Raw genomic sequence first — 25,937 nt, forward strand, 5'->3', positions numbered from 1 at the left:
GTCACCGTCAAGCAGCTATGCATGAACTTTCAATCCCAGAATGCAATAATGCAGGATATTAATCATCGGTCTACTGTATGGGTGGAGGAGATGGCAGATCTACTGACTGACGTTGACAAACAGCTTTTAAAAATCCTGTTTCAGAGTCCGCGGGCAACATGGGAGGAGGTAGCGGCTCAAAGCGAAGTTTCTGCAAGTACTGTCTCTCGTAAGATGAAGAGGCTTGTGGATGGCAATGTTGTGAGCTTTGTTGGTGAGATTCCTTGGCGATTATTTTCAACTACTTACCCGGTCCATGCCTGGGTGCGTGTCCGAGGACAGAGTCCAGATAGCATTATCGAGAAACTTGTAGGCTTGCCGGAAACACAGCACGTGGCGTCTACCTTTGGTAGTGCGCCAATTTTTACTACCTTGCATAGTCCAAGCGAAAGTTCACTTTATGATGCAGTCAATGCGATCCAGGACTGGCAAGGGGTCGATAGCATGCAAGTGGCTCCCGTTCTGCAGTGTGCCACCAAGGCATCTGCTTGGCGTCCCATAATCGAATTGAGCGAAGGTATAAGTGTCCAACGAGCATCCGGGGGAACCAACGATAAGCATTCTGCACAAGCTACAAAAGGGTTCGAATACGATGATTTTGATGTCTCCGACGAACAGTCGCCGACCCCTCGAGAACTTATGGCCCTTAAAATTCTGCAGAGAAACGGCCGGGCGACAGCTAGCGCTGTCGCCAAACAAGTTTCTCTGTCTGTTCCTGCTGCTCAGGCGATGATAGAGCGCTTGACAGCGCGTGGTTGGTTTCGCCCCCGAATTGAGGTGTCACTGCGGGCGCTAGGTTTTGAGACTTCCTATGTAATGCGTTTGACTGCGCGTCCTTCCAAAATTGAAAAAGTGATGCGGCAGCTCGCGAAAAACGAGTCCTGTCGGTTTGTCACTCAGAACGCTGGGGAAGGGGACATCGTAGCGACAGGTGTTGCTAAGTCTCGTAGGCATCTTTCCCAAATCGTGAATAAAGAAATCGCCGTGTTAGACGGAGTCTTGTCGACGAACACCGACATTATCGCTAGAGACTGGAAACGATATTGGTCGTTGCGGGACTCAGTCGGGCGAATGTCGGAATTCAACCCTTTACCACCGATTTAGAACCTGCGGTCAAAGAATTGAGCTCTGAACGTTCACCCAGAATTTCCCCTAAAGTCGTGGGCCCTCCAACTCTGTTCGATAGACCTTGAGATATGCGAAAAACTCAGATTGCGATAGCTGTCCTTACTGCGATCACACTTACGCCAGCGAACGGTATGGCAGCTGATTCTGCTCCGGCTCATCCGACGGTGGCGACCGGTGATGTCGTCTACTTCCAAGACATGAAGGAGTTTGAACCCCGGGCGTGGGATGATGGCAGCCAGCAGGGTGGTATCGCCTACTTGGCAACCGCTCTCGAAACGCTCCGTGAGGAAGAGGGCGATCCCATCGTTGCCTTCGGGGGCGAGCTTGCCGCCGGCAGCTTGTTCGGGTCCGTCTTTCGTGGTGAGCCATTTGTAGAGGCTTTTAATGAACTCGGTGTGGACGTCGGTAATTTTGGCAACCACGACTTTGATTACGGCTTGGATCACACTCGCAACCTTATTGAGAAGGCTGAGTTTCCGTGGATTTCCAGCAATCTGACTACTGAGAATGGTGAGCCGATTAGCGAGGACGGGACTAGCTACACCGCCAAGTCCGGCGAACTCACGGTGGGGTTTGTATCCCTGACCGCGGACCTTGATCGGACCGTAGCTGCTAAGGATGTCGTAGTGGGGGATTTCGTCGATTCCGCGCGTACTGGGGTGAACAAGCTAGAGAAAGAAGGCGTGGATGCAATTGTGTTGCTGAGCCAGATTTCACAAGAAGATACCACTGAGGTGATGGAGAAGATTCCTGAGCTTGCAGCAGCATTGCGTGAAGAAAACGAGGCCCAGTCACCAGAAGAAGTAACCTACACCGCTGATCGACGTCCGATCGTCGCGCCGCGCGCTGACTACGGAACGCTGGTCCACCTTGAAATTACTGTTGACCGTTCCACACAGAAACGCACAGTGAAGGTGGTGAATCACCCGGTCAATCCATCGCTCACCGCTAACGAAGAGCGGAAGAAGCGCTCAGACCAGCTTTACGGTGAGCTAGACCGCCTACTAGGTGAAGAACTCGGCACTGCAACCCAGCCCTTATCAAAAGCAGAACTCGGGCCCTTGGTAGCGGATGCATACCGCGAACACTTTGATACCCAACTCGGATGGCAGAACGGTGGCGGTCAGCGAGCTGACATGAAAGAAGGGGCCCTGACCCGTCGCGATGCTCAATCGGTGCTCCCTTTTGGCAACTCACCAATCTCAATTCAAGCAACCGGTGCTCAGATCAAGGACGCGTTGGAAAAAGGAATTGAATCTAACCCGGACGGTGGGAACGGCTTCCCACGGATTGCTGGATTCACGTTTGAGTACGACCTGTCTGCGCCGTTTGGGCAACGCGTCACGGATATCAGAAGGGATGACGGTACTTCTATGGACATGGAGTCCACCTACTCGCTAGCTATTAGCAATTACGTCGTAAATGGCGGCGACAAGGTGGATTCATTTGTCAATGCCCCTGTGACTTCTGAGGGCACGGCAATCGACATCGATGTCTTTGCCGAGTACATCAAGCGGCATCGCGAGCTTTCGCCTTTGGAGATTCCCGAAACTCCAAACGGTCCAGCAAATGGTGGAAAGACAGGAGAATCATCGGTTGGTTCTTCGCAGGGGGCAGCCATTGCCATCGGGATGATTGCTGCATTGGCGGGAGCCTTCATCGCGTTTATGCCTAAGTCTGTATTCGATGGGATGGTTCGCTACCTGAGGACCTTCTTGCCGGGCTTCTAGCAAAAACATTTAGCAACGAGATTCTCGGTCGGGTCGCTTCCTTTACAGACAATGCGTTCTGTCTCGTTGCTACCGACGAAGCGCAGCGGCTCAGTGTTGTGGATTTTGTGAGTTCCGCGAGACTAGCGAACAGCCGTTTGATGCACCCTGTCTCTTGTCCGGGGACTCCGATAAGTTAGTTTCTGTTGAATCTCTCTTGGACTCGCTCTCACTCTCTCGGAGGAATCGTGGCTATCACGCTAACTGAAGAATTTCGTCATGCTCTTGGTTTAATCGGCGCAGGGCGAAACGTCCTCATTTCAGGTAAGGCCGGAACCGGTAAGTCCACGCTGTTGCGGGAATTCCTTGAAAACACGGGGCGTAAGGAAGTGCTCGTTACCGCTCCCACCGGTGTCGCTGCCCTGAACATCGAGGGCTTCACCATCCACCGAGCTTTTGGCTTTCGGCCATCGATGGTTCCCAGTGATCTAGAAGAGGGCGGTTCGTGGCACCCATCCACCATGACATGGGAGGTGCTTAAGAAGGCCGACATTCTCGTCGTAGATGAGATTTCAATGGTTCGTGCCGATCTCTTCGACATGATGGATCAGGCTCTTCGCCGCATCCGCGGGAATGGGAAGCCCTTTGGTGGTGTGCAGCTGGTTCTCGTTGGTGATCTGCTGCAGTTGCCACCGGTTGTTACCCCGAATGAGGCCGAGCTTTTCAATTCGGTGTGGGAGACTCCTTACTTCTTTTCCGCTCAGGTGTATACGCAGCTGGACCTGAAAGAAATAAACCTAACTCAGGTCTGGCGTCAGGCTGACCCGACGTTTATTGACCTTCTCAACGAGGTGCGTGAGGGAAGTGTTGGCGAAGAATCACTGGAAACCCTGAACCAGTTGGTTGCTCCCGACTTTGATGCGCCAGATGACTGGGTGACGTTGACATCGCGTAAGTCGACGGTGGCGAGGATTAATCGGCAAAAGCTAGCCAACCTTCCTACGGAAAAGTTCGTCTCGGTTGCGGAAGGTACCGGAGAGCTTCCAGCCAATTCTTTCAGTGGTGAGGATGAACTTCACTATGCCGAGGGAGCGCGCGTCATGACCGTGATTAATGATCCGAAGGGCCGATTCGTCAACGGTAGTTTTGGCCAGATCTTACGGGCAACTGGGCGCGAGATCGATGTGCGGATTGACGCGACTGGTGAAGTGGTTACCCTGACTCCGCACACATGGGAGATTAACCGGCCAGGAGTTGATGGCTCGCGCTTGGTTAGTGAGAGGATTGGAACGATTAAGCAATTCCCAGTCATCTTGGCGTGGGCTATCACCATCCATAAGAGCCAGGGCAAGACAATTCCTAAGCTCTACATCGACCTTGCCGGCGGCACCGCCACCGATGGGCAGTTCTACGTTGCATTATCACGTGCAGTTGATTTGGAGCATCTACGCTTTTCTACTCGGGTGGAGCCACGTCACATACGGGCCAACAACGCCCTTGTCCGCCGGGTCAGGCGTGAGGTAAGTAGCGGTGTCAATACCGACCGCGTGGTACTCGTGTCATTCAACGGCGTGAACTTTGGCATGAGTGAGCACATTGCGCGCATTCATGCGATTGTGTATCACAACGGTGTTCGGGTTGCGAGCTTTGGGTCCTGGATTAATCCGATGGCTGACCTCGGGGAATTTGGGCAGCGCTATAAGATTCCGGTCGGTGGGCTCGCTATGTCACCGACGCTAGGAGATTTCTGGCCACTTCTCCTCCGTCAGGCACAAGGAGGCATCGTCGTTGGTGACCGCCTAGCCATGCTCGAGCGTACCGTACGCCACCAAGAAAAGGGCATGGATGTCGCCCTCGGAATCGGCTACGAGGTGGGGGACTTTAGCTTTGAACCCGAGGGAGATGACGTCGTCAGCCGGTGTGAATCGATGGCGGTTGCCTACGAGAAGGGCACGATTGCTCCGTCACGTGGACAACTAGTTCCTTCCGCAGAACGAGAAACCGAAGGCGCAGTGCTTATTCCTTCCTGGGCACCGAAAGCGCCGATGACCCTGGACCAGTTACAGGCCACGGATTCGGATAATGCGTGGGCGGCGATGTCTGGTGGCACCGTGATGCCGCGTTCATTCGCTGAAGTGGAAGAGTGCGCCGAGCTTCTCTCTGCATGGGCGGTATCGCGGGGCTTGTGGACGCAGGAGCTTTACGACGACATCCTGGCCCGCGTCGCACGCATCGATACCCGCACCGTGGAGCTGCCAGCAGTCGAAAACGCCACTGTGGATGTTCCGAGTCTCCTTGTTCCGGGTACTCGTGTTGCCTTCACAGGCCGCAACGAGCTCCTCGGCGGCCCCGCCGACGACGAACGTCTCGACCGCATCTGCCGTATCCGCCGCCTTGAGTACAAAAAGGGAATGTCGAAGACACGGTGCGATGTACTCGTCGCCCGCGATGTGGCATCGATGTCTCGTAAAGCTCAAGCAGCTCGCGAGTTCGGGAAGCCGATCATCTCGCAGGAAGACTTCGAGTATTGGTACGAGCACGGCCCGTTCCTCGAAGCACCCGCCCCCGCAGCGGACACCGGAGCAGTAGTAAAGGAACCAGTCAGTGCTCCTGTGAAGGAAACTGAGGCTGCTCCGGCAGCCGCGGCTGCCGGTTCGCACGCTGCGCACGCAGAAAACAATGTTGCGCGGGCTGCGGACGTCCTCACCCCTGGTACCCGCGTGGCATTCCGTGGCTCCACCATTATTGACAATCAGCTGTACCCGCAAGGGCCGGTGCTCCAAGAATTCTGTGCGGGGTTGGGGCTGGTGTACAAGCAGTCCGTAACCAAGACGCGGTGTGATGTCCTGGTAACTGATGACCTCGCTGCTCAAGACGGCAAGGCGAGTCTTGCGGTGCGCTACAACAAACCTCTGGTGACACGTGAAGACTTCGCCGCATGGGCGCAGGAACAGCTGCGCCAGGAAGAGGAAGAAAAGGACGTTATGGCGGCCGCAACAGTCTCAGAACTGCAGGCGGATAATCCATTCATTGTGGACGACGAGCCGACTACTTCTACAGAAACAGTAGAGCCGGAGACGACCACCGAACCTGAGTTTGCGGATGTCGCTGACCCCCCAGCTCCGTTCCAAGACTGGAGCTCTTCTCATGCACCTTGGGAGCCAACGCAGCACGCACAACAAGAACCGTCGCCTGCGCAACAGCCATCACCGTGGGCAGAGACGCCACAGCAGCGTGAGCAGAACACACAGGATGAATCTTTATCTTGGTTCGCGGAACCGACGCCGAAGCAAGAATCTCCTTTCGCACCGGCGCCATCAGTGGAGCCAGCTCAGCCGACTTCTGCCGCCGCATTCCCGGTACCCGAACCTGTTGCAAAGCCGGTCCCGGAAACCCCTCAGCCGCGCAAGGAGAGAAAGTCTCCACGCTGGTTCAAGCGCTCAGCTCTAGGTTTGCTTGCGTTGACAATCGCAATAATCGTGGGAGCAGCTGCTGGTGCCCCAGATGTGTTTCTTGGATTGATGATGCTCGCGTGGATGGTTGCGGCATTCGGCACCGTCGTCTTCGGCGTGGTTGCCCTTGTTACGTGGAAGCGGTAGATACGAACTCCCTCGACGAGGCGGTTCTGTATCAGCCGAGTCGGTACACCTCGTAGTCGCCCGGCACTCCTGCGCCGGGGACGTGCTGAAGTCCGAGTTTCAAGGCTAGGGCAATCGACGCCTCATTGGTGGAATCGATGATGGCAACGATGGGGAGCTGTGGGAAACGCTCGCGTGCACTGGCAATTGCAGCGGCTGCGGCTTCCTTCGCGTAGCCTTGCCCCTGCGATTCTGGTGCGAAGCGGTAGTAGAGGTTGAGTACTTCTTCACCTGCTTCCTCGCTATGACGCACACCTGTGAAACCTATGGTCGTACCATCAAGCGTGGATACCACGTAGTAGCCCAGCTGCTTCTCACACCAATTGGCTTGCCATGCGCGCGCTAACTCCACGGCTTCTTCTCTAGTTTTCATCGCCAGTTCAGGGCGGTGCTCGTACGTACGAGCATCCGAGTGGATAGCAAAGATGGCGTCAATATCGGCATCCGTAGGTACCGACATTGAAAGCCGCGGGGTTTGGAGGGCGAAACCGTGATTCATAGGGAGTCCTGTTATTGAAGTTCGTAGTGTTCCCAACTTATCCAATCTGCACGCGTGTGGTGCAATCAATCTTGGCGTAGGGGCGTCCCTTTTTATCAACGCTGGTCATTGCGTAGTTTCCGCCGTAGGCGCGGCAACCGGTGTAGTTATCCACCGGATTGCTGAGCGCCGGTGCAGCCGGTGCTTGGTAGGCGGGTGCAGCGTGCTGGGCTTCCTGCTCTGCACGACGGGCTGCCTCCGCGGCCTCTTGTTCGGCACGGCGAGCTGCTTCTTCTGCTTCACGTTGCGCGGCCTCTGCAGCTTCACGCGCCGCTTCTTCCTCGGCGCGTTTCTTTTCGCGTGTGTCTGAAGCATAGGTGATTTTGCGGTTTAAGAGCGTTTCAATCTCGGTAGCATCACTGTCGAGCTCTTCTAGCAACTCGGCATTCTTATTCCCGAATGCTTCTTTCTGGAATTCAGATTGTTCTGCGGCTGCTTTTTCCAGTGCAGAAATTGATTTCCTTGCATCGGCTACGCGAGACACATGAACATGAGCTCCGTTTAGCTGCTTGTCATCCCACATGTCATCGAAGCGGAACTGCTGTGCCTCATCCACAGCGGAGCGTGCGTCCTGGTAGGACTGGTAGGCGCTGTCATCACCAAAGACGCATTCCGGGCCGGCCGAGTTGATTCCTTTGCCTGCAGCACGGGCTCTGTCGGCAGCAGCAGAGACCTCCGAGAAGAAACGAGTGTTTCCGCCCACCTTGATCGGAACAGCGAAACCCTCCTCAGCAACGGAAGCGTTGACCAGCGATCCTTCCTTGAATACGCCGGCCAACGTGCGGCCGTATTTGTCCTCGCGTTCAGCGTCGTACTCCAGTGTCACTACCGTGCCCACTGGCAGCAGGCCAGACAAGTATTGCTTAGATTCCTCGGCCAAGCACTCTTTGCCCATCTCCGGGGTATCGATATTGAGCAGGCGAATGCGTGTGGTCTCACCGCCTTGCACTACATCGATGGTGTCGCCATCGATGACGTTGTGAACCGTAATGACGTCATCGGAAGAGTCTGGCCCTAATACGGCGTAGGCACCGTAACCCACTCCACCAGCGGCTAACAGCCCAGCGACAACCTTGAAAAACCCCATATCAGGAACCTCACGAGGGGAAGAGAGTAACAAGAATAACAGGAGTATACATGCCGGTATTGCGGGGGACTATAGGAGTGCTCGAATTCTGCAGACCTGCTGAGCGCTCCAATAACTAGCATTAATACTGATTTGTAGGGAGAAACCTAAAAACCAGAAGTGTTTCCTGGATAATTGACCTATGGAATATCGAGAAGAGTTTGAGTTGGAGCCTCGGGTTACGAGCTCGCGCTTGTCTCATGACTTGAGGATTGCTCATGAAATCGCACCGATCGTGGAGAAGCTCATGGGCGAAGGGCGATCTATCATCGACCCTTCGGTAACTATCTGGACGCCTGAGGCAGCTATTGAAGTCCGCGAGAGGCTGGTCAAGGACCCGATCGTTGGAACCAGCATGACTCAATGGGAGAAGCTCGACGTACAGTTAAAAGGTGCTTCAAAAGTAGTAACCCTTTTAGTAGCCGAGCTTGTTTTTCTCCGTGAGCATGCGCTTATCAATTCTCGCCCGTCGACTCGAATTAAACATGTTGACCTTGTGCTTGAGCGTCTTGGAGGGGAAGTCGAAATCCCAGATAGCATGCTTGAGTGGATGAACAGGAAATCCGGTATCGCCGGCCTTAAGGCAGGCCGAGCTTTCAACGGAGACATGTGGCGACACGTTTCATGGATGGCTGGCTTTGTAGAAGAATTCCGTCAGCTGCCTGAACCTGAACGAAGAGCTACCGTGCGCGATCCAGCTAAACTGCAGGACTTCATGCTTGATCTGGATATTGATGACCGATCTGACATCAGGAACATTATGCAGTTCTTGCTGTTCCCAGAAGCTTTTGAAGCAATTTCGGCGCAAGGATTGAAGGAGAGAATAGTTGGTGAGCTTTGCTCGATGATTGGCGGTCGATCGGGGGAAGCGCCGCAGGCCATCGACCGTGACCTGTATTCCATCCGAGCGGCCATAGCAGAGGAGGTTGAGGGCGAGTTTGGGTTTTGGACCCCGGCTGTATTCGCCCTATGGAACGAGGAAGAAACAGAAGAGCCCCAACGCCGCAACTATTGGCTCTATGATCCCGGTGATAGCCAGCAACGATGGGATGAGTTTGTGGGTGAGGGGCTCATCGGGCTCGGCTGGGATGGTTTAGGGGATTTTAGTACATATCCAGATCGTGCCTCTATTGAAGCTGAGATGCAGAAGGATGATTCTGTAAAAATCTCTCGCAACCAACCACTGGCCGTTTGGGAATTTCAACGAGAGATTCAAATAGGAGACATTGTATTTGCTCGCCGTGGCAAGAATAAGATTCTTGGACGAGGCGTTGTTGTCTCTGCCCCGCGCTACGAGGAGAACCGCAGCGAGTTTAAGAATGTGCGTGATGTGGAATGGGAGTTCACCGGAGAATGGGAGTACACCCTAAACGCTATCCAGAAATCACTGACACGGATCACCGATAAGCGCGGCTTGATCGATCAGCTCGATGCCTTGTTCGCTGTAGAGCGAGAAGACGAGCTAAGCCCCGTTTCCCCTGTTAAAGCATACACAGATAAAGAATTCTTAAATGAAGTTTTCTTCAACAGACACCAGTTTGACCGTTTACTGTCCTTGATTGGACGCAAGAAAAATATCATCTTGACTGGTCCGCCTGGTGTTGGCAAGACATACGTCGCGCGCCGAATCGCATTTGCAGATATGGGGGAAAGGGACACATCGCGAATTGAGCAGATTCAGTTCCATCAAAGCTATTCCTATGAGGACTTTATGATGGGGTTCCGGCCCAATAAAGATGGTGGCTTTGATTTAGTGAACGGACCTTTCTACGCCTTCTGTGAGAAGGCCCGAGAGGAACCCGACCGTCATTTCTTCTTCATCATTGATGAGATTAACCGCGGCAATGTATCGAAGATTTTTGGAGAGCTACTGATGCTTATTGAGTCTGATAAGCGTGGTCAAGGGCTTCGGCTTATCTACAACGACGAGATCTTTAGCGTTCCCGAGAATGTGTATCTCATCGGAACTATGAATACCGCGGACCGCAGTCTCGCGGTAATGGATCATGCTTTGCGCCGGCGTTTTGGATTTTTCAACATGCCGCCAGCCTTTGAATCTGCCGGCTTTCAGGCTTGGAAGGCAGCACAAGAAAGCGAATCACTTGACGCGTTGGTGCGGGTAATCACCGATCTAAATGACGTAGTCGCTGATGATCCCAGGTTGGGGCGCGGATTTGCGATTGGCCACAGTTATATCGTGCAAGGCTCGAGTGGGGATGAAACCGAAGACGATTGGCTTTACTCGGTCGTCGAGGATGACCTTGTTCCGCTGTTGGAAGAATACTGGTTTGATGAACCTGAGCTTGTAGATTCGTGGTCGAGTCGTCTGCGGGCAGCGGTGGAATAGTGCCTGCCGACTCATCAAAGGCGAAGAGCTCACGCGTTCTTCGGAACATTTATGTCATGTTGGCCTATGCTTTTGACTCTATTAGCCGCATAGAAACTGCTTCATTTTCTGGCGAAGAGTTTGAGAATCTCCATGAGCTGTGCGCAGAGATCCTCATCCAAGGTGTTGAAGCGCAGACTATGCGGGGCTTGCACCGCGACTATCAGCGTATACGGGATGAACTGCGGACCGTGCGTGGCCGAATAGACTTTGCAAGCACGATTACAACTGCCGCTCGTAGTCGTGGTGCGATTGTGTGCGAGTTTGATGAGTATTTGCTTGATACACCGCACAATAGGATTCTCAAGTCGGTGATGGAACTGCTTCTCGCGGAGGGGAAGTTGGACCAGTATCGTCGGCGCAGGCTCGGGAATGCTTTGCGCGTATTTGACGAAGTTCGTTCAATCTCACCGCGTTCTATCCGTTGGCGCGATGTGCACTACACACGTTTGATTACTGAATACAAGCTAATGCACGGTATTTGTTGGATGGTTGTTGAAGGACTTTTGCAACGTGAATCAAAAGACGGAATCCAATTAGCCTCGTGGTTGGGGGAAGAAGCAGAAAGTAGGTTGTATGAGCGATTCCTACTCCGCTACTACCAGCGGCATAACCCGGAACTAAAACCATCCTCTCCTCACATTTCCTGGGATCTGGGCGAGGAAGTGCAGGGAGAAGAACAACTGCCTGTCATGCGTTCCGACGTGGTGCTGACAAATAGTTCTTCCGCTCTCGTTATTGACGCGAAGTACTATTCGTCATCCTTTCAGCGGTCCCGATTCGGCAAAGCAACGCTTCATTCTAAGCATCTTTACCAACTATTGAGTTACGTGACTAACCTTGCCCACAAAAGCGGAATGGAGGTTTCGGGCCTGTTACTTTACGCAAAAACTAATGAGGATATTTCCCCCAATTTTTCCGCTTCGATTACTGGTCACCGTATCTCTGCGAAGGCTTTGGAGCTTGATGCTCCGTGGCGAGAGGTTGAAGAGCAATTAGATGCCGTGGCTAAGACCTTTCAGCGGAATGAAAAATAACCGCGTTGAGTCGTGGTCCAGCAGAAAACTAGCTGAATCCCTCTGTGGGTGATGCTCGCGGACACTGGAATCGTGGGTGCGAACTGAGGCTGCCGATCCGAAAAACCCTAAATGGCGTCCTGTAAAGAGAAAACCATCTCTCTACCGGGTGCCTTTAGCAGCGGGGCGTACGAAGCCTACCGCCCAAAGTTCTGCACGGCGTACAGCTTGCCGTCAGCAGCAACAGCCATGCCAATGCCCACGGACTTGGCGCGGGGGTCAAGCAGGTTCTTGCGGTGGCCTGGGGAATCCATCCACAGTTGAACAACGCGAGCGTCGGAGTAGTCGCTCCATGCCTGGAGGACGTTCTCGCCACCGGCTGGCAGGCCGGCGGGGTAGTGAGTCCAGTAGTTCGGGCGGTGGCGAGTATTGCCGTCGCGGCTTAAAGTGTTGGCCCAGTCCTGTGCCAGGTTAGCCAGGCGCGGGTCCACGCGCAGCGGTGCGAGACCATTGGCCACGCGCTGGGCATTGGTCTGGTTAATGATTCCTTGAACGCTGGCAGTGGCGTGTGGCGTTGCGGCTACTGGGCCGGCGGCCGACGGCATGGTGAAACCGAACGCGGCAGGGGTGAAAGAACCAAAGGAGCTGGTGGCCTGAGCAGGGGCGTTGATAGCGCCGGTGAAGAGTACAGCGGTGGCAGCAATCGGGGCGATGATCTTTGTGGTTTTATGTCCGAATGGGAGGCGGAACATGTCGGGCACCTCTTTCTGCTTCAGGGGTTAAGCGGCGGCCTTTCTGGCCGCGTACCGAGCGGTACTTCCACTTAAAATTAAAGCTCGAAATGGTGCATAAAAGCCACTTGACCAGCTACTTTAAGGTTTGTCTATGGGTTTATAGTGTTGTGCGTGCTGGGCCTAAGGCTTTCTTGGGATACTGGCTTTTAAGGCTTCAGTTTATGTGGGTTTCTTCAGAAAATTCGGAACTCGGGGGTAGGGGATGGGGGAGGAGTTTAAGGGTTGTGGAAAGGGCTTTCAAAACCCGCTGGTGATCTGTCAACTATTGGCAGAAAATAAGGTTGTTCTGCGCAAAAGCGGGGATTAATTCTGAAAAGCATAGTTTGCGCTTATTTAACTATGTGGCTGTCTGGTGAGGGGGAAGTTGGGATTGGCAAAGCCCCGCATAATGCCTCTTCAGAAGCGTTATGCGGGGCTGCTTTGCGGATGGGGGTGAGGAAGTTTACTTGATGTCCTCAACCACGTCCGGGTTCTTGTCCAGCCACTCCTGGACGGCCTCCAGCTCCTTGCCCTCGCCGTACTCGTTGACCACGAGGTCTTCCAGGGTGCCGTACTGTTCATCATCCAGCTTCAGGCCCTTGAGCCACTCGGCCACCTCAGGGTTGTCCTCCTCGAAGCCGTCGCGGGCTAGCCAGTGCAGACCCTCGGTATCACCCAGGGTGCCCTTCGGATCCTCGAGGTCCTTGACTGGGAACTTAGCGTTAGCCCAGAACGGACGCCATAGGGTGACGACGATGTCTTCCTCGGCATCGGTCGCGGACTTCAGCTCAGAAAGCATAGCCGGCGTGGAAGAGGTGGACAGGTTGTAGCCGTCCAGTTCGTAACCTTCGATGGTCTCCTGGGAGGCCTTGGTCAGGCCTGCGCCCGGCTCGATACCCACGACCTGGCCGCCGAAGCGGTCAGCCTGGCCCTTCAGGTCTTCGATGGAGTTGACATCATCCATGTACTCCGGCACTGCCCAGGTCAGGCGGGCATTTTCGTAGTAGGCACCATAGTCCTCAATCTTGTCGGAGTACTTGTCCATGTACTGCTTGTGGGTGAATTCGGACCAGGCAGACGGGTAGATGTCGATGTCGCCGGAAGCGAGGGCGGTGTAGACCACGGCGGCGTCGTTAAGCTGCTCGTGCTCAACGGTGTAGCCGGCCTCCTCCAGCTTGTTCTGAAGAAGGTGGGCAGTGGACAGGCCATCGGTCCAGGACGGAATGTAGCCCATGGTGATGGTGCCCTTGTCACCGTCATTGTCGGAGCCAGATGCGGAGTCCGAGGAGTCAGAGGAGCAGGCCACGAGGGAAGCGCTCAGCGCGAGGGCAGAGACGGTGGCCAGAATCTTACGGGAGAACATTTTTGATGGTCCTTTCAGATATCGAAATGGTAATGATAGGCGCGGTGCCACTCACGCCGGAGGTTTAAGCGTCATTGAGCTTGGGCAAAGCATCGCCATGGGTACCGAGCCACTCTTGGACGGCTTTGTCTTCGTCGCCATCCTCGTACTCGTTGACGATGAGGTTTTCGAGGGACTCGTACTGCTCCTGATCCAAAGTGAGGTTTCCGAGGTAGTCGGCGACGTCGGGAAACTGCTCGCTAAAGCCCTTGCGTGCGAGCCAGTGCATGTTCTCTGGCTCTCCCATGGAACCTTCCGGATCCTCTAGGCGCTTGATGTCGTACTGGCTGTTGGCCCAGAAAGGGCTCCAGAGGGTGACGACGATGTCCTCTTGATTGTCGATGGCATTTTCTAGCTCAGCCAGCATCGCTGGGGTGGAGGAGGTTGCCAACGTGTAGCCTTCATCCTCCAAGCCATAAGCATCGACGGTGTTGGAGGACAGCTCAGTCAGGCCTGCACCGGGTTCAATTCCGACGATTTTCCCGCCGAAGCGATCCGCCTGCCCCTTGAGATCAGAGATGGAATTGACATCGTCCATATAGGTGGGAACCGCGAAGAAGCTTTCGGCCTTGTCGTACCCAATTCCCAAGTCTTCGAGGTTCTCGCCGTACTGGTCCATGTATTTCTTATGAGTACGCTCGCTCCATGCCAGCGGGAAGATATCAATGTCACCGTTATCGAGTGCGGTGTAGAACACGGCGGCGTCGGAGAGCTCTTCGAGCTCTACGTCATAACCTGCTTCGGTGAATTGTTCTTTGAGGAGGTTGGCCCCGGATACCGTATCGGTCCACGCAGGCATGTAGCCGAGGGTAAGAGTCTTATCCTCGCCCGCGGAAGAGCAGGAGGCCAAACCACACGCTAAAGCAGCAACAGAAACGGCGGCCACTATCTTGTTTTTCAACATTGTGAGTCCTTCTTGTTCGTTGTGTTGACTGTTTTCGGTCTGTCTAGGATTTCTCCGTGCGCGGTTCTATTTGCGCACCAAGTTCAGAATCGAGGCCGGGTAGTTCTTGAGCGAACCCAGAGCCGCGGTGAGTCGGTCAAGGAAGACGGCCAAGATAACCACCGCGAGTCCGGCTTCAACGCCCTGAGCAATATCCAGGGTGGAAATAGCGGAGACCACTTCCTTGCCCAGGCCGTCCGCGCCCACCATGCCGGCGATGACTGCCATGGACAGAGAGAGCATGATGACCTGGTTAATACCGGCCATGATGGTCGGCACGGCCAGCGGGAGCTGGATGCCCTTGAGGATCTGCCAATTGGTGGCACCGTAGGACTTGCCGGCCTCTACGGTTTCGCTATCCACCTGGCGGATGCCCAGTTCGGTCATGCGCACACCCGGAGGCAGCGCGAAGATGATGGTGGAGAAAATGCCCGGGACCACGCCGATAGAGAAGAATGTCACCGCTGGAATGAGGTAGACAAAGGCCGGCATGGTCTGCATGAAGTCCATGATGGGGCGGATGATCGCGCTGGCAGTGTTCGACTTTGCTGCCCAAATGCCCAGTGGAACCGCCAGGATGGTGGCAGACAAAGTAGCAATGAGCACCAGCGACATGGTCTCCAACATGGTGTCCCATTGGCGCATGCACATCACCAGCAAAAAGCCCAGGGCGGAGCCGATGGCGAACTTGGGCGAGCGGAAGAACCAACCCAACAACGCCAAGATGACGAGCATGATGATGCCAGGGACGGAGAGGAGCACCTCTGAGAAACCGTCAATGAGGAAGCTCATGATGGCGGAGAAGGCGTCGAAAAGCACGGCGGCGTTATCGGTGAGCCAGTCAATGCCGTCCGAGACCCAATCGCCCACGGGGATGCGGGGCAATGCGTTTTGATCCATGGCTTAGTTCTCCTCTCCAGTGGTGTCGATGTCACTCGATGCGGCGGACAAGAGAGTCACGCGCGGAATAACACCGGTGAACTTGCCGTTGCCGTCGACAACGAGCAGAGGGGTCGTGGTGTCGGCGGCATATCCGAAGAGCTCCGCAATGTTCTGGCCCTCATGGACAATGTGCGTGGTGCTGGAATCCAGCGGCAGCTCGCTGTTGCCGTTGCGCACCGCCTTGGCGATGTCCTCTTCCCAGACCACGCCGGCTGGTGTGCGGTCGGCATTGAGCACCACGAGCCAGGAGTTTTGAGATTCCCGCAGTAGCTTTTGCGCGGTGAGCGGGCCTTGGCTCGCGTTTAGGGTGTTCTGTGGGCGTTCGACGATATTCTCCGCATTGAGTACGCGGGAGCGGTCAACATCCTTGACGAAGTCGGCCACGTAATTATTGGCGGGGTTTTGCAAAATCTCTTCGGCGGTACCAATTTGTTCCACCCGGCCGTCGCGCATCATGGCGATGTGGTCACCGATGCGCATGGCTTCATTGAGATCGTGGGTAATAAAGACGATGGTCTTGTTGAGGGAAGCCTGCAGGTCGATGAGCTGATCCTGCATGTCCTTGCGGATGAGCGGGTCCAATGCGGAGAACGCCTCATCCATGAGCAGGATGTCTGTATCTGCTGCCAGCGCACGGGCGAGGCCCACACGCTGCTGCATGCCGCCAGAGAGCTCGTCTGGCATGGAATCAGCCCAGCCTTCGAGCCCCACCATGGCCAAGGCTTCTTCTGCCTTGGCCTCACGCTCTTGCTTTCCGACGCCCTTGATTTCCAGCCCATACGCCGCGTTCTCACCGACAGTGCGGTGGGGTAGCAAAGCGAAGGACTGGAAGACCATGGAGATACGGTCGCGTCTTACAGCGCGTAGCTCCTCTTCCGACATGGCTGCTAAGTTTTGGTCGCCAATGAAAATCTCGCCTGAGGTGGCATCCCACAGACCGTTGATCATTCGGATGAGCGTGGACTTTCCGGAGCCCGACAGGCCCATAACAACGAAGATCTCCCCCGGTTCAACCTCAAAGCTGGCATCAATCACCGCGGCGGTGAGGCCCTGCTCGCGGAGATCTTCACGAGTAGACCCATTCTTGAGGGATTCCACCCCTCTCTTGGCATGTTTGCCAAAGACCTTGTACAGATTCTTGGCAGTAATCGCTGCCATTTCCCCTCCTTGCTGCGGGAATCGCTAACCCTTCCACCGTGTCATGACATCCAGACTGTTTCAACCAAAAAATCAGCTTGCGGACAGGTTTTGCAGTTAACTGCGCGCTCGCGGCGCGTGTTGCGAAGAGTGCAGTCCCATGCCTGAGTGCTGCGGATACTTAGGGTTCTGACGCGGTGGGAGTCCACCAATCTCAAGCAAATAACGAAGCTATAACAACTTCCTGTTGTCGAGCTGGACCTTGCGGGCACGGTGCGCTGCTAGGCTCGTGCGTCATGGCACTGTGTGATGCGCCGATGCTTGTCGACGGCGGCCTCGGAACCCACCTTGAAGCCCAGGGGCATGACATCTCTGGCCCGCTGTGGTCGGCGCGGGTGTTGCGGGAGAACCCCGCGCTCATTGAGTCTGCGCACGTGGACTTCTTCGCCGCCGGCGCGCAGGTTGCTACCGCGGCCTCCTACCAAGTCACCTTCGATGTGCTTGGTGAAGAAGCGGAGAAGCTTCTACGCCGCAGCGTCGCAGTGGCCCGTGAGGCAGTGCGAGTGGTCGTCGACAAGCGCACTGCCCATGGTGATCTGCTGGTCGCTGCATCCATCGGCCCCTATGGCGCGGGTCCGGGGAAGGGGACGGACTATGACGGCGCTTATGATCTGCGTCGCGGTGAGCTACAGCGCTGGCATGCCCGCAGGATAGCGGTACTCGCGGATACTGATGCCGACTTCCTCCTTGCGGAGACCATTCCCAACGTCGAGGAGACGGCCGCATTGCTCGAGCTCCTTGAGGAGCAGCCTAAGCCCTTCGCACTGAGTATTACCGGCGCCATCGCGGCGGACCCCGAGAAGCTCTCGCGGGTTATTGAGCTTGCCAACCAGTCGCCGCGGCTGGGAGTCCTGGGCGTAAATTGCGTCGACCCATCACGGGCATGCGCGGTGGTGAAGCAACTGCGAAGCGGCACCGATAAGCCGCTTCTGGCCTGCCCCAACAGCGGGGAGAACTGGGACCACGGCGCTTGCGACTGGCGTCCTGCTCCCGTCGGTGCGATGGGATTGACTGAGGCGGCAGCAACAATGCACGCGGCTGGGGTCAGCCTTCTGGGCGGCTGCTGCCGCGTGGGGCCCGCTGAGATTCGGCAGCTGCGTCGATCGATCCGTTTTGACGGCAAATAGAAAACGCCGCGACAATCCTGCGGTGAGAGGATAGAGTGTTCCTATGAAAAAGTTTCCTCTACTCGCCGCATCCGCTGCACTTCTCATCACAACGCTGTCCGTGCCCGTTGCTAACGCCGAGCTGACTCAGACTGAGCGGGACCAGTTCCGCACCGATCCCGTCGGGGCGATTACCTGGCAGGCTATCAAGGGCTCCTCAGAGTACGTGCGCGCCGATGGCAACACGATGATGGCCGCGTCCTTCTTCTCCATGACTTCGCCTGGGGAGAGTATCGGCCTGCCAGCCCTGGAGAACTGCGCCGAGCGCGTCGGCTCCTCTTCGCCGGCAGGCGGTGTGCGCTACGTGGCGGCTGCCTTGTGCGCAACCTTCGACCGGAATGCCCGCAGTCAGGTGCAGCGCGGTGACTTTGGCTACGCGCCGCTGGGCTAAGCCGCGCCGTATTGAACCGCGCTACGTCACGTAGTGCGTAGCGCATAAAATCGGGTGGCGTGTGAAGGAGGATGATGCACAAGCACGTTGTGATCATGGGAGTCTCAAGCTGCGGTAAGTCCACGGTCGGGGAGTTGCTGGCGCAGCACACCGGCCTTCCCTTCCAGGACGGGGATGACATGCACCCGGCAGCGAACATCGAAAAGATGGCCTCGGGACAGGCGCTTGACGACGATGACCGGAAACCCTGGCTCGAATCCATCGGCCGCTTCCTCGCAGACCAAGAAGGTGGCGCCATCGTTGGTTGCTCCGCGCTCAAGCATTCCTACCGCGAACTCATTCGCACCGCAGCGCCAGATACGGTTTTCGTGCACTTGCACGGCTCCTATGAGCTGCTCAAAGAGCGCATGAGCCAACGCTCCGGACACTTTATGCCTGTATCCCTGCTTGATTCGCAGTTCGAGACCTTGGAGGAACTGCGCCCAGAGGAAGCAGGAGTGATGCTCGATGTCAGCGCTACACCGGAGGAACTTGCCGCCGCGGCGGCCGAGTACTTGCGGGCTTAGCTGGTGCTTCCTGACTTAAGTCATGGGTGGATGAGCAACGCCACTCTTGCACTGCTACTTGGTGTTGTTCGGCGGTGGGGTGGGATTGTTCCCGCACTAAAATGGCCTAAGTCTGAAGGGCGTCCTGCAGAAGGCATCTGGCAAAAGGCATCTTTGAGTCTAAAAACGCCATCTGCGATAAGTAAATGGCGTTTTCAGCCGTGAAAACGCCTTAGGACTGATGCCTTTTGCCAGACGCCTCCAGCATGTCAATGAAGGCACGTAAATGTTGCACGTTGCGAGGGGAGCGAAGAAGGCATTCCGTTTCGCGAAGGCAGATACGTGCAGTGCACTTCGGAAACGGCCGTAGTGACCCGGCTTAGGCCATTGGCGGGTGAGCAACGTTTCTCTCGACACTGCTACCTGGTGGTTTTCGGCGGTGGGGTAGGATTGTTCCGCACTAAAATGGCCAAGTCAGGTTTCAGGGTTAGCTGGTGCTTTCGAGATCCTGCCGCTGCTCCAGCTGCGGCACTAGAGCAGCGCGGCAGCACCGTAGAAGATAAGGACAATGCCGAAGCCAATAGAGGAAATGAGTGCCTGGTTTACTGTCCACGTCCGCAGTGTGGTCGACACATCCATGCCCATGAGTCGGCCCACGAGCCAGAATCCCGAGTCATTGACGTGGCTGCCAAAGACCGAGCCAGCCGCGGTGGCAAGCGTAATGAGGACCAGTTGGATTTCGCTGAAGCCGCCAGCCTCGACGGCAGGCGCCATGAGCGCGGCGGCCGTGGTGAGGGCAACGGTGGCTGAGCCTTGCGCCAGGCGCAGGGCGACCGCGATGAGGTAGCAGGCCAAGATAACGGGGATGCCGAGGCCGGACATAGAATCCGCGAGGGCATCACCAATGCCGCTGGTACGCAGCACCCCGCCGAACATGCCTCCGGCACCGGTGATGAGGATGACGGAGCAAATTGGGCCGAGCGCAGACTCCATGGTCTTCTCAATGGCGCTTTTGCCTTCCCCGCGGCGCAGGCCCAGCACGGCCATCGCCGCAAGCGTGGTGATGATGAGCGCGATCGGCGTTTGCCCCAGAAAGATGAAGAAGCGCACCCAGGTGGCGGAAGGATCGACAACGCCAGCTGTGCCCAAGGTAGTCAACCCGGTATTGCCAAAGATGAGGAGCATGGGGATGAGCAGGATGCTGATTACTGAAGCGGGGGAGGCCGGGCGATCCGGCAATTCGGCATCGCTGACCAGCGCACCGGTTATGGCCTCCTCCAGGCGGTAGGGGTATTTCTTGCCCAAGTGGAGACCGAAGCGGTAGCCGGAGAGATACCACGTGGGCAACGCGATGAGGAGGCCGAAGATAAGGATCAGGCCGAGGTCCGCGCTGAAGAATTCACCGGCCGCGACTGGGCCCGGGTGCGGTGGCACGAAGACGTGCATGACGGAGAAAGCGCCGGCGGCCGGAATGCCGTAGGCCAAGACGGGGCCGTCAAGGCGCTTGGCCACGGCAAAGATGACCGGCAGCATCACAATGAGCCCCGCGTCGAAGAAAATAGGGAAGCCCATGATGAGGGAGGCCACGCCCAGCGCCAAGGGGGCCTTGTTTTCGCCGAAGAGTTTTACGAGGGCGTCGGCAAGCGTTTTGGCGCCACCGGAGGTCTCTGCCAAGCGCCCGATCATGGCGCCCAAGCCCACCAACAAGGCCACGGAGCCGAGAGTCGAACCGAAGCCACTCGTCATGGTGGGAACCACGCCATCCAGCGGGATTCCGGCGGCCAAAGCGGTGAGCGCGGAAACCGTGACAAGGGTGACGAAGGCGTGCACCTTGAAGTGGATGACGAGGATGAGGATGACGGCGATGGCCGCCACCGCAATTCCTAACAGAGGTCCGGTGCCCAGCGTGGGCTCCCAAGTGTCCATGACATTCATGAATGTTGATTTTACGTGCGCCGTGCGTGGTGATCTAGAGCTCACGCGCTGTAGTTGTGCGCGTGATTGACGGTGCTAGTCCACGCCGAGTGCCGGGCCCACCGTGGCCCAACTGATGGCTAGCTCCCGGCGGAAGAGCCCCCACGTGTGGCGCCCGGCCGGAAGCTCGTAGTAGTCAAGATCAACGCCAGCGGCGGTGGCACGCTTGGCGTAAAAGGAACTGCACCAGTAATCCAAGCGTTCGTTGAGTCCCAAGGCTGGGAGCGGTGAGTCCTCAATATCGACATCAAAGTCTGCCGGGCCGCCGCGGGAGACGATGACAAAGGTCTTCCGCCCCTTTTGGTGATCGAGGTTGAGAACCGGCGAGTGCTGCGCCCATGCCGGATCCCATGGCGCGCCGAAAGAACGAGCTGGGTCCGTACCGTAGAAAGCCGCGCTTACCCATGCGAAGGACTGCGCGAGGATACCTGTGGTCGAAGGGCAGCCGGAGAAGGAACCAGCAACCTTGAACCGCGGATCAAAAGTGGCAAGCTCCAGCGCTGGGCCGCCCGAGTTGCTCACGCCCGCGATGCCGTCGCGGCCGTTGCCGTGAAACTTGGCGTCGATAAGCTGCGGGAGTTCCTTGGTCAGATAGGTGGCCCACTTGTATTTTCCGTGGGTGTCATGGGGCTGCGCCCAGTCGGACATCATCGAGCCATAAGCACCGCGGGGTGATACGACATTCACGTGCTTGTCGCGGAAGAACTCGGAAGCTCCGCCACCGTCCCACCACAGTGCGTCCTCGCCTCCGCCGGCGCCGCCCAGCAGGTAATAGGTCGGGCGAGGCTGAGTATTCTCTAATCCTCCCAGAGGAAGAATGATGTCGTTAGTGATAACGCGGTCCATGGCCGGTGAATAGGCCTTAAGCTCCCACACGTTGTCTTGGATATGCCGCAGCTCGCGCAGTTGTGCCGGTGCGGTGGTCGCGGGTGGGCGCGTAGCTTCTGGTGCGACCGTCGGGATTCTCACTTGCTGAAGTAACTTCCCCCAAGCAGCGAAGATATTATCGGCAAAGAGTACTGGAGCTAGTGGGCCCAGGGCTATGGGATCGAGGGCACTGGAGTGTTGATCGATGTTCGCGATATCGCTGCTCATCGCATCCGGCGCCTGTGCGTGCGCCGGGTGAGCGTGAGTGGAGGAAAGGATCAGCCCCACTGAAAGAAGGCCCGCTAGTGCGGTGCGAGAGAAATGCATTGGTTCACAATAGCCAACTAATTGTGTACCGCGAAATGCCGTCTGCGATATGAGAGCCTCGTGAAAGAGTCGCTGGGCACAATGAAACCCCGACCGCGTATGGCGGTCGGGGTCCTCTCACTCTCTCGTTACCGGACTAAGCGCCGGCGGGCTGCACTCTCTGTGAAGCGGGCGTGGGGTGTTCCTTAGAACAGGCCCTCAGCCTTCTTGCCGGTGTCCTTGACGGTGATCTCGCGGGAGTCAACGTTCTGGTCGTTGTCGGTGGAGTTATCACCCTTCAGGCGGGAAATCTGGGTCACCTCGATGTAGTTCTTCAGGCGGCCTTCCTTGGTGTTGCCGTCGCCGAAGTCCAGGTTGGCAACGCGAGCGCTCTCGCCAGCGTTAATCGGGTTAGCCAGGGTGACCTCGAAGGAGCGGGTGGAGGTCTTCTCATCGAAGCCCAAGTCGCGGATGTGCGCACCGTTGGAGGAACGCGGGGTGATGAGGCGGTCAACGCCCTTCGGGCCCTCAGCGGTCTTAACGTCAACGCGGTACTGAACCGCCGGGAAGTCGCCGTAGTAGCGCTCGGTACCGACGTTCTCCAGGCGGAGAGCAACGGTGCCGGCAAAGCCTGCGTGCTTAGCACCGGAGGTGGTCAGAACCGGCTTCAGGTCCAGCTTCTGCTTGGCCTCATCGGTCTTGCCGTTATCAAGGTCCTCCTGGACCTTCTTGTCGGCTTCCTCTTCCTTCTTACCCTCAGCCTCGGACACGGCCTTCTCCTCCGGAGCGACCTCGTTGTCCTTGATGACCTCGGCGTCAGCCTCCGGGGACTTCTCTTCCTCAACAACCTTCGGGTCGTTGACGTCGGTGGTGTTCTGAGCGTCCTTGTTTGGAGCGTAGGAATCAGCGATGTCGTCGTAGAGCTTGACGCGAACCTCGTTCTTCATCGGCTGCATTGCGGACCAGAAGGTCGGGGTGGACCAGGTGCCGTTCGGCTTGCAGTACTGCTGGGTACCGGTCATGTTCAGAACGCGGAAGCCGTAGGTAGCTTCACCGGTGTGGTTCGGCGGAACATCGTACGGGCCGATGGACTGGCCAGCCTCCCAGGACAGGGAGTAGGACGCGGAAGCACCGAGCTTGGTAGCAATCTCGTGGGAGACGCCGAAGGAGCCCTCGGAGTTCTTGCCGGAACCCTTGCCGCCTGCGTTCATGGAGGTGGTCTCAGTGCGGTCACCGTTGACGGACAAGGTGATGGACTGGGACTTGGACAGGTCCTGCTGCAGCGGGATGTCCTTCTTGGTCTGGTTGGTGGTGGAGATGGTGCCTGCTGGCATGAAGTTATCGGTCACCTTGTAGACCACGGTGCGGTGGTCCTCCCACGGGTTGCAGACCGGGCGCGGGTTGAGCACGTTGGCCTTCATGTGGTCGGACCCGTGGGACGTGTGAACGATGGGTAGCTTGGCGTTCACGGCCGGGGTCTCCGGGTAGGACTCGGTCTGGGTAGCTGCGGAGGCAGCCGGCGCGATGAGGGCAGTGCCTGCAATCGCGAGGCCGGCGATGAGGCCGGCGGTGCGACGACGCTTGGTCATTGTTGTTCTCCTGGATGAAAATTTTTGGGGCAATGTGGTGACGCACTGCGGTGGCGCTGTAGGAGCGCTGTTGTGCCCAGTGCGTGACGTGTTGCAACGATAAGACGCTTTTCAGGATCGCGCACCCTTAGAATTGTTAATATTTTTGCCCATGGAAGCACATTTCGATCGGGTGGGTCTGAAGTGAACATTTCACTAAGAAATTTGCGCCAACCTTGGTTTTGTCCCAGTAGACCGTATTCTGGGAAAACGTCTCTTTGACCGTTCGTTCACAAACTAAAGAATGACCCCATCGAGGGGTGATTAAGGGGTGCGTCGGGGATGGGCGGCGGGTGGTTTGGCCCTGAGGGGGCAGGGATGTGGGCGCAGCCGTAGGTTTCTAAATTAAGGGATTTCTTACAGGGGCTGCGTCATTCTTCTTCGATCTCCGGGTCTTCCGAACGGGCTTGCTCGAAGACCTCTGCCGCGGCGCGCAGATTAATGGTGCCGATGATGAGGCCGACTACGATATCCGGCCACAGGCTTGCCCATGCCAGCATGAGAAGGCCGGCGCCAAGAATGAGAATGTTGGCGGCAACATCGTTGCGCGCGGCCAACCAAGCACCGCGCGTGAGCGCGCTGCCGTGACGCAGTTGCAGCAATAACACCGCGCAGAGCAGATTGATGAGCATGGCGGCTACGGCCGTGCCGGAAAGCGTGAGCGGCTCGGGCACGGCGCCAGTGACGATCTTCCATATGGCCATGGCATAGGATGCCACGGCAGGAATCAGGATGAGTCCGGCTAGGCCATAGCTTGCTTTGCGGCGCCGAGTCCCAACTTATTTTTCTTATGAGCGGTTGTGTATTAGTCGACGATGGTGACGTCGTCCTCGCGGCGGTGCCTTTCGCCGGCGAAGCCACCGAAGGCTGTAATGAGCGCGGTGGCGGCCAGGATGATGATTCCTGGCGTCGAGCTGGGCGTTTCATTGGAAGCGTTCAAAGCTGTGGCGAGGAATGGCAGCAAGCCAGAGACTGCGGACGCGATATTGGCGGAGATGGCCACCCCGGAATAGCGGACGTTGGCGGGGAAGATCTCTGAGAGTAGGACGCCCGACACGGAATAGGTGATCGTAACCAGGGATAGTCCAATGCAGACAGAGAGCGTGAGTAGTACGGCATTGCCGGTATCGATCATCGCCCACAGGGGCCACGCCATGATGGCGGTGGCAAGTGCGCCGTATCCGATCACACGACCCGGGCCAATCTTTTCGCCGATGCGGCCGAAGATGATGTTGATGAAGATTTGGCACACAGCGCCGAGGAGGGTGGCGTTCACGACGGTCTGGCGCTCGAAATCCAGCGTGGTTGTGGCATAGGAGAGGACGTAGGTGCTCATGACGAAGAACCCGCCGATGCCTAGGAAGGCTGCCGCAGAGGCGAGGCATAGTTGTGGGAAGTGTTGTGTGAAAAGCTCCTTCAGAGAGCCTTGGTGCGCGGCTTCGTCTGCCTCGGCCTCCTCTTCGAGTGCTTTGTACACCGGGGATTCCTCAGCCTTCGAGCGAATCCACAGTGCTACTGCCAGGAAGGGGAAGGCGATGAGGAAGGGAACGCGCCAGCCCCATGAGCTCACCGCGTCATCATCGAGCATGAGTACAAGCGCGAAGGCGCCGGAGGAGAGCAACGTACCGGCGGGGGAGCCGATTTGCACGAAGGCTGCGTAACGGCCGCGCTTTTCTGCCGGCGCGTGTTCGATAGCCATGGTTGTTGCACCACCCCATTCGCCGCCGACGGCGACTCCCTGGAGCAGACGCAGGATGACCAGAGTGATAGGTGCCCAGATGCCAATGCTGTCAAAGGTGGGCAGGAGGCCAATGACTCCGGTGGCTACTCCGATAACGACGATGGAGATGATAAGGGCTGGTCGGCGCCCCATCTTATCGCCAATTTGCCCGAAAATAACCGCGCCGAGTGGGCGGGCGAGGAAGCCTACGCCGAAAGTGGCGAAGGAGGCGAGGGTGGCGCCGGTGCCCGACATTCCAGAGAAGAAGAGTTCGTTGAAGACGAGCGCGGCGGCGGTGCCGAAGAGGAAGAAGTCATACCATTCGAGGGCTGTGCCGACGAATGCGGAACTGGCGATGCGGAAGACGTCCTTTGAGTCGACCTTGATTTCCTCGGCGCCGGATTGGGCCGAGGCGGCCGGCGCTGCATGGGTAGTCATATCGAGGTGCTCCTTATGTGAAATGCATTACCTTTCTATGGAACATTAGGTGCGCGTCACCTTGG

General features: G+C 56.9%; 20 protein-coding genes. 8 read left to right on the forward strand and 12 right to left on the reverse strand.

Annotated elements, in window-relative coordinates:
• Nucleotides 1-21 precede the first annotated feature (21 nt).
• From CAURIM_RS03115 to CAURIM_RS03125, 3 genes are all read left to right on the forward strand, one after another.
• Complete coding sequence (locus tag CAURIM_RS03115) at nt 22-1,143, forward strand: Lrp/AsnC family transcriptional regulator (protein WP_201828629.1); 1,122 nt, start codon at nt 22-24, stop codon at nt 1,141-1,143.
• A 92-nt stretch (nt 1,144-1,235) separates the two neighbouring features.
• The gene (locus tag CAURIM_RS03120) at nt 1,236-2,897 is read left to right on the forward strand and encodes a bifunctional metallophosphatase/5'-nucleotidase (RefSeq protein WP_201828628.1); all 1,662 of its coding nucleotides are present in this window, start codon (nt 1,236-1,238) and stop codon (nt 2,895-2,897) included.
• A 227-nt stretch (nt 2,898-3,124) separates the two neighbouring features.
• Nucleotides 3,125-6,475: an AAA family ATPase gene (locus CAURIM_RS03125; RefSeq protein ID WP_201828627.1), complete on the forward strand. Its 3,351-nt coding sequence runs from the start codon at nt 3,125-3,127 to the stop codon at nt 6,473-6,475.
• A gap of 31 nt (nt 6,476-6,506) precedes the next feature.
• Here the strand turns inward: CAURIM_RS03125 and CAURIM_RS03130 are convergent, their stop codons facing one another.
• On the reverse strand, nt 6,507-7,013 hold the full coding sequence (locus tag CAURIM_RS03130; RefSeq protein WP_201828626.1) for a GNAT family N-acetyltransferase: 507 nt from the start codon (nt 7,011-7,013) through the stop codon (nt 6,507-6,509).
• A gap of 37 nt (nt 7,014-7,050) precedes the next feature.
• The gene (locus tag CAURIM_RS03135; RefSeq protein WP_201828625.1) at nt 7,051-8,139 is read right to left on the reverse strand and encodes a thermonuclease family protein; all 1,089 of its coding nucleotides are present in this window, start codon (nt 8,137-8,139) and stop codon (nt 7,051-7,053) included.
• A 181-nt stretch (nt 8,140-8,320) separates the two neighbouring features.
• Between CAURIM_RS03135 and CAURIM_RS03140 the strand changes: the two genes are divergently transcribed.
• Entirely contained in the window at nt 8,321-10,525 is a 2,205-nt protein-coding gene (locus tag CAURIM_RS03140) for an AAA family ATPase (RefSeq protein WP_201828624.1), read from the forward strand.
• Nucleotides 10,526-10,581: 56 nt separating this feature from the next.
• Nucleotides 10,582-11,601, forward strand: a complete 1,020-nt coding sequence (locus tag CAURIM_RS03145) for a 5-methylcytosine restriction system specificity protein McrC (protein WP_070730594.1) — start codon at nt 10,582-10,584, stop codon at nt 11,599-11,601.
• A 176-nt stretch (nt 11,602-11,777) separates the two neighbouring features.
• Here CAURIM_RS03145 and CAURIM_RS03150 read toward each other — a convergent pair whose 3' ends face one another.
• The 5 genes from CAURIM_RS03150 to CAURIM_RS03170 form a co-directional block, all read right to left on the reverse strand.
• On the reverse strand, nt 11,778-12,332 hold the full coding sequence (locus CAURIM_RS03150; protein WP_201828623.1) for a CAP domain-containing protein: 555 nt from the start codon (nt 12,330-12,332) through the stop codon (nt 11,778-11,780).
• A gap of 484 nt (nt 12,333-12,816) precedes the next feature.
• Nucleotides 12,817-13,716 (reverse strand): glycine betaine ABC transporter substrate-binding protein, encoded by a 900-nt coding sequence (locus CAURIM_RS03155; RefSeq protein ID WP_201828622.1) that lies wholly within the window; start codon nt 13,714-13,716, stop codon nt 12,817-12,819.
• 64 nt (nt 13,717-13,780) lie between these two features.
• Nucleotides 13,781-14,659, reverse strand: a complete 879-nt coding sequence (locus tag CAURIM_RS03160) for a glycine betaine ABC transporter substrate-binding protein (RefSeq protein WP_070730596.1) — start codon at nt 14,657-14,659, stop codon at nt 13,781-13,783.
• A 66-nt stretch (nt 14,660-14,725) separates the two neighbouring features.
• Nucleotides 14,726-15,598 (reverse strand): ABC transporter permease, encoded by an 873-nt coding sequence (locus tag CAURIM_RS03165; RefSeq protein ID WP_201828621.1) that lies wholly within the window; start codon nt 15,596-15,598, stop codon nt 14,726-14,728.
• A gap of 3 nt (nt 15,599-15,601) precedes the next feature.
• Entirely contained in the window at nt 15,602-16,798 is a 1,197-nt protein-coding gene (locus tag CAURIM_RS03170; RefSeq protein ID WP_070446287.1) for a quaternary amine ABC transporter ATP-binding protein, read from the reverse strand.
• Nucleotides 16,799-17,073: 275 nt separating this feature from the next.
• Between CAURIM_RS03170 and mmuM the strand changes: the two genes are divergently transcribed.
• From mmuM to CAURIM_RS03185, 3 genes are all read left to right on the forward strand, one after another.
• On the forward strand, nt 17,074-17,964 hold the full coding sequence (gene mmuM, locus CAURIM_RS03175) for a homocysteine S-methyltransferase (RefSeq protein WP_201828620.1): 891 nt from the start codon (nt 17,074-17,076) through the stop codon (nt 17,962-17,964).
• Between the two features lie 43 nt (nt 17,965-18,007).
• Complete coding sequence (locus CAURIM_RS03180) at nt 18,008-18,394, forward strand: hypothetical protein (protein ID WP_201828619.1); 387 nt, start codon at nt 18,008-18,010, stop codon at nt 18,392-18,394.
• 71 nt (nt 18,395-18,465) lie between these two features.
• A complete protein-coding gene (locus tag CAURIM_RS03185) occupies nt 18,466-18,960 on the forward strand; it encodes a gluconokinase (RefSeq protein WP_236659316.1) in 495 nt (164 codons plus the stop codon).
• Nucleotides 18,961-19,470: 510 nt separating this feature from the next.
• Here the strand turns inward: CAURIM_RS03185 and CAURIM_RS03190 are convergent.
• The 5 genes from CAURIM_RS03190 to CAURIM_RS03210 form a co-directional block, all read right to left on the reverse strand.
• Entirely contained in the window at nt 19,471-20,865 is a 1,395-nt protein-coding gene (locus CAURIM_RS03190; protein WP_201829635.1) for a GntP family permease, read from the reverse strand.
• 84 nt (nt 20,866-20,949) lie between these two features.
• Entirely contained in the window at nt 20,950-21,882 is a 933-nt protein-coding gene (locus CAURIM_RS03195; RefSeq protein ID WP_083308520.1) for an alpha/beta hydrolase, read from the reverse strand.
• 410 nt (nt 21,883-22,292) lie between these two features.
• Complete coding sequence (locus CAURIM_RS03200; RefSeq protein ID WP_070446277.1) at nt 22,293-23,675, reverse strand: hypothetical protein; 1,383 nt, start codon at nt 23,673-23,675, stop codon at nt 22,293-22,295.
• A 410-nt stretch (nt 23,676-24,085) separates the two neighbouring features.
• A complete protein-coding gene (locus CAURIM_RS03205) occupies nt 24,086-24,418 on the reverse strand; it encodes a cation efflux transmembrane domain-containing protein (RefSeq protein WP_201828618.1) in 333 nt (110 codons plus the stop codon).
• A 101-nt stretch (nt 24,419-24,519) separates the two neighbouring features.
• On the reverse strand, nt 24,520-25,872 hold the full coding sequence (locus CAURIM_RS03210) for an MFS transporter (RefSeq protein ID WP_201828617.1): 1,353 nt from the start codon (nt 25,870-25,872) through the stop codon (nt 24,520-24,522).
• Nucleotides 25,873-25,937 lie beyond the last annotated feature (65 nt).

Source organism: Corynebacterium aurimucosum (assembly GCF_030408555.1).
GTDB classification, from domain to species: Bacteria; Actinomycetota; Actinomycetes; order Mycobacteriales; family Mycobacteriaceae; genus Corynebacterium; species Corynebacterium aurimucosum.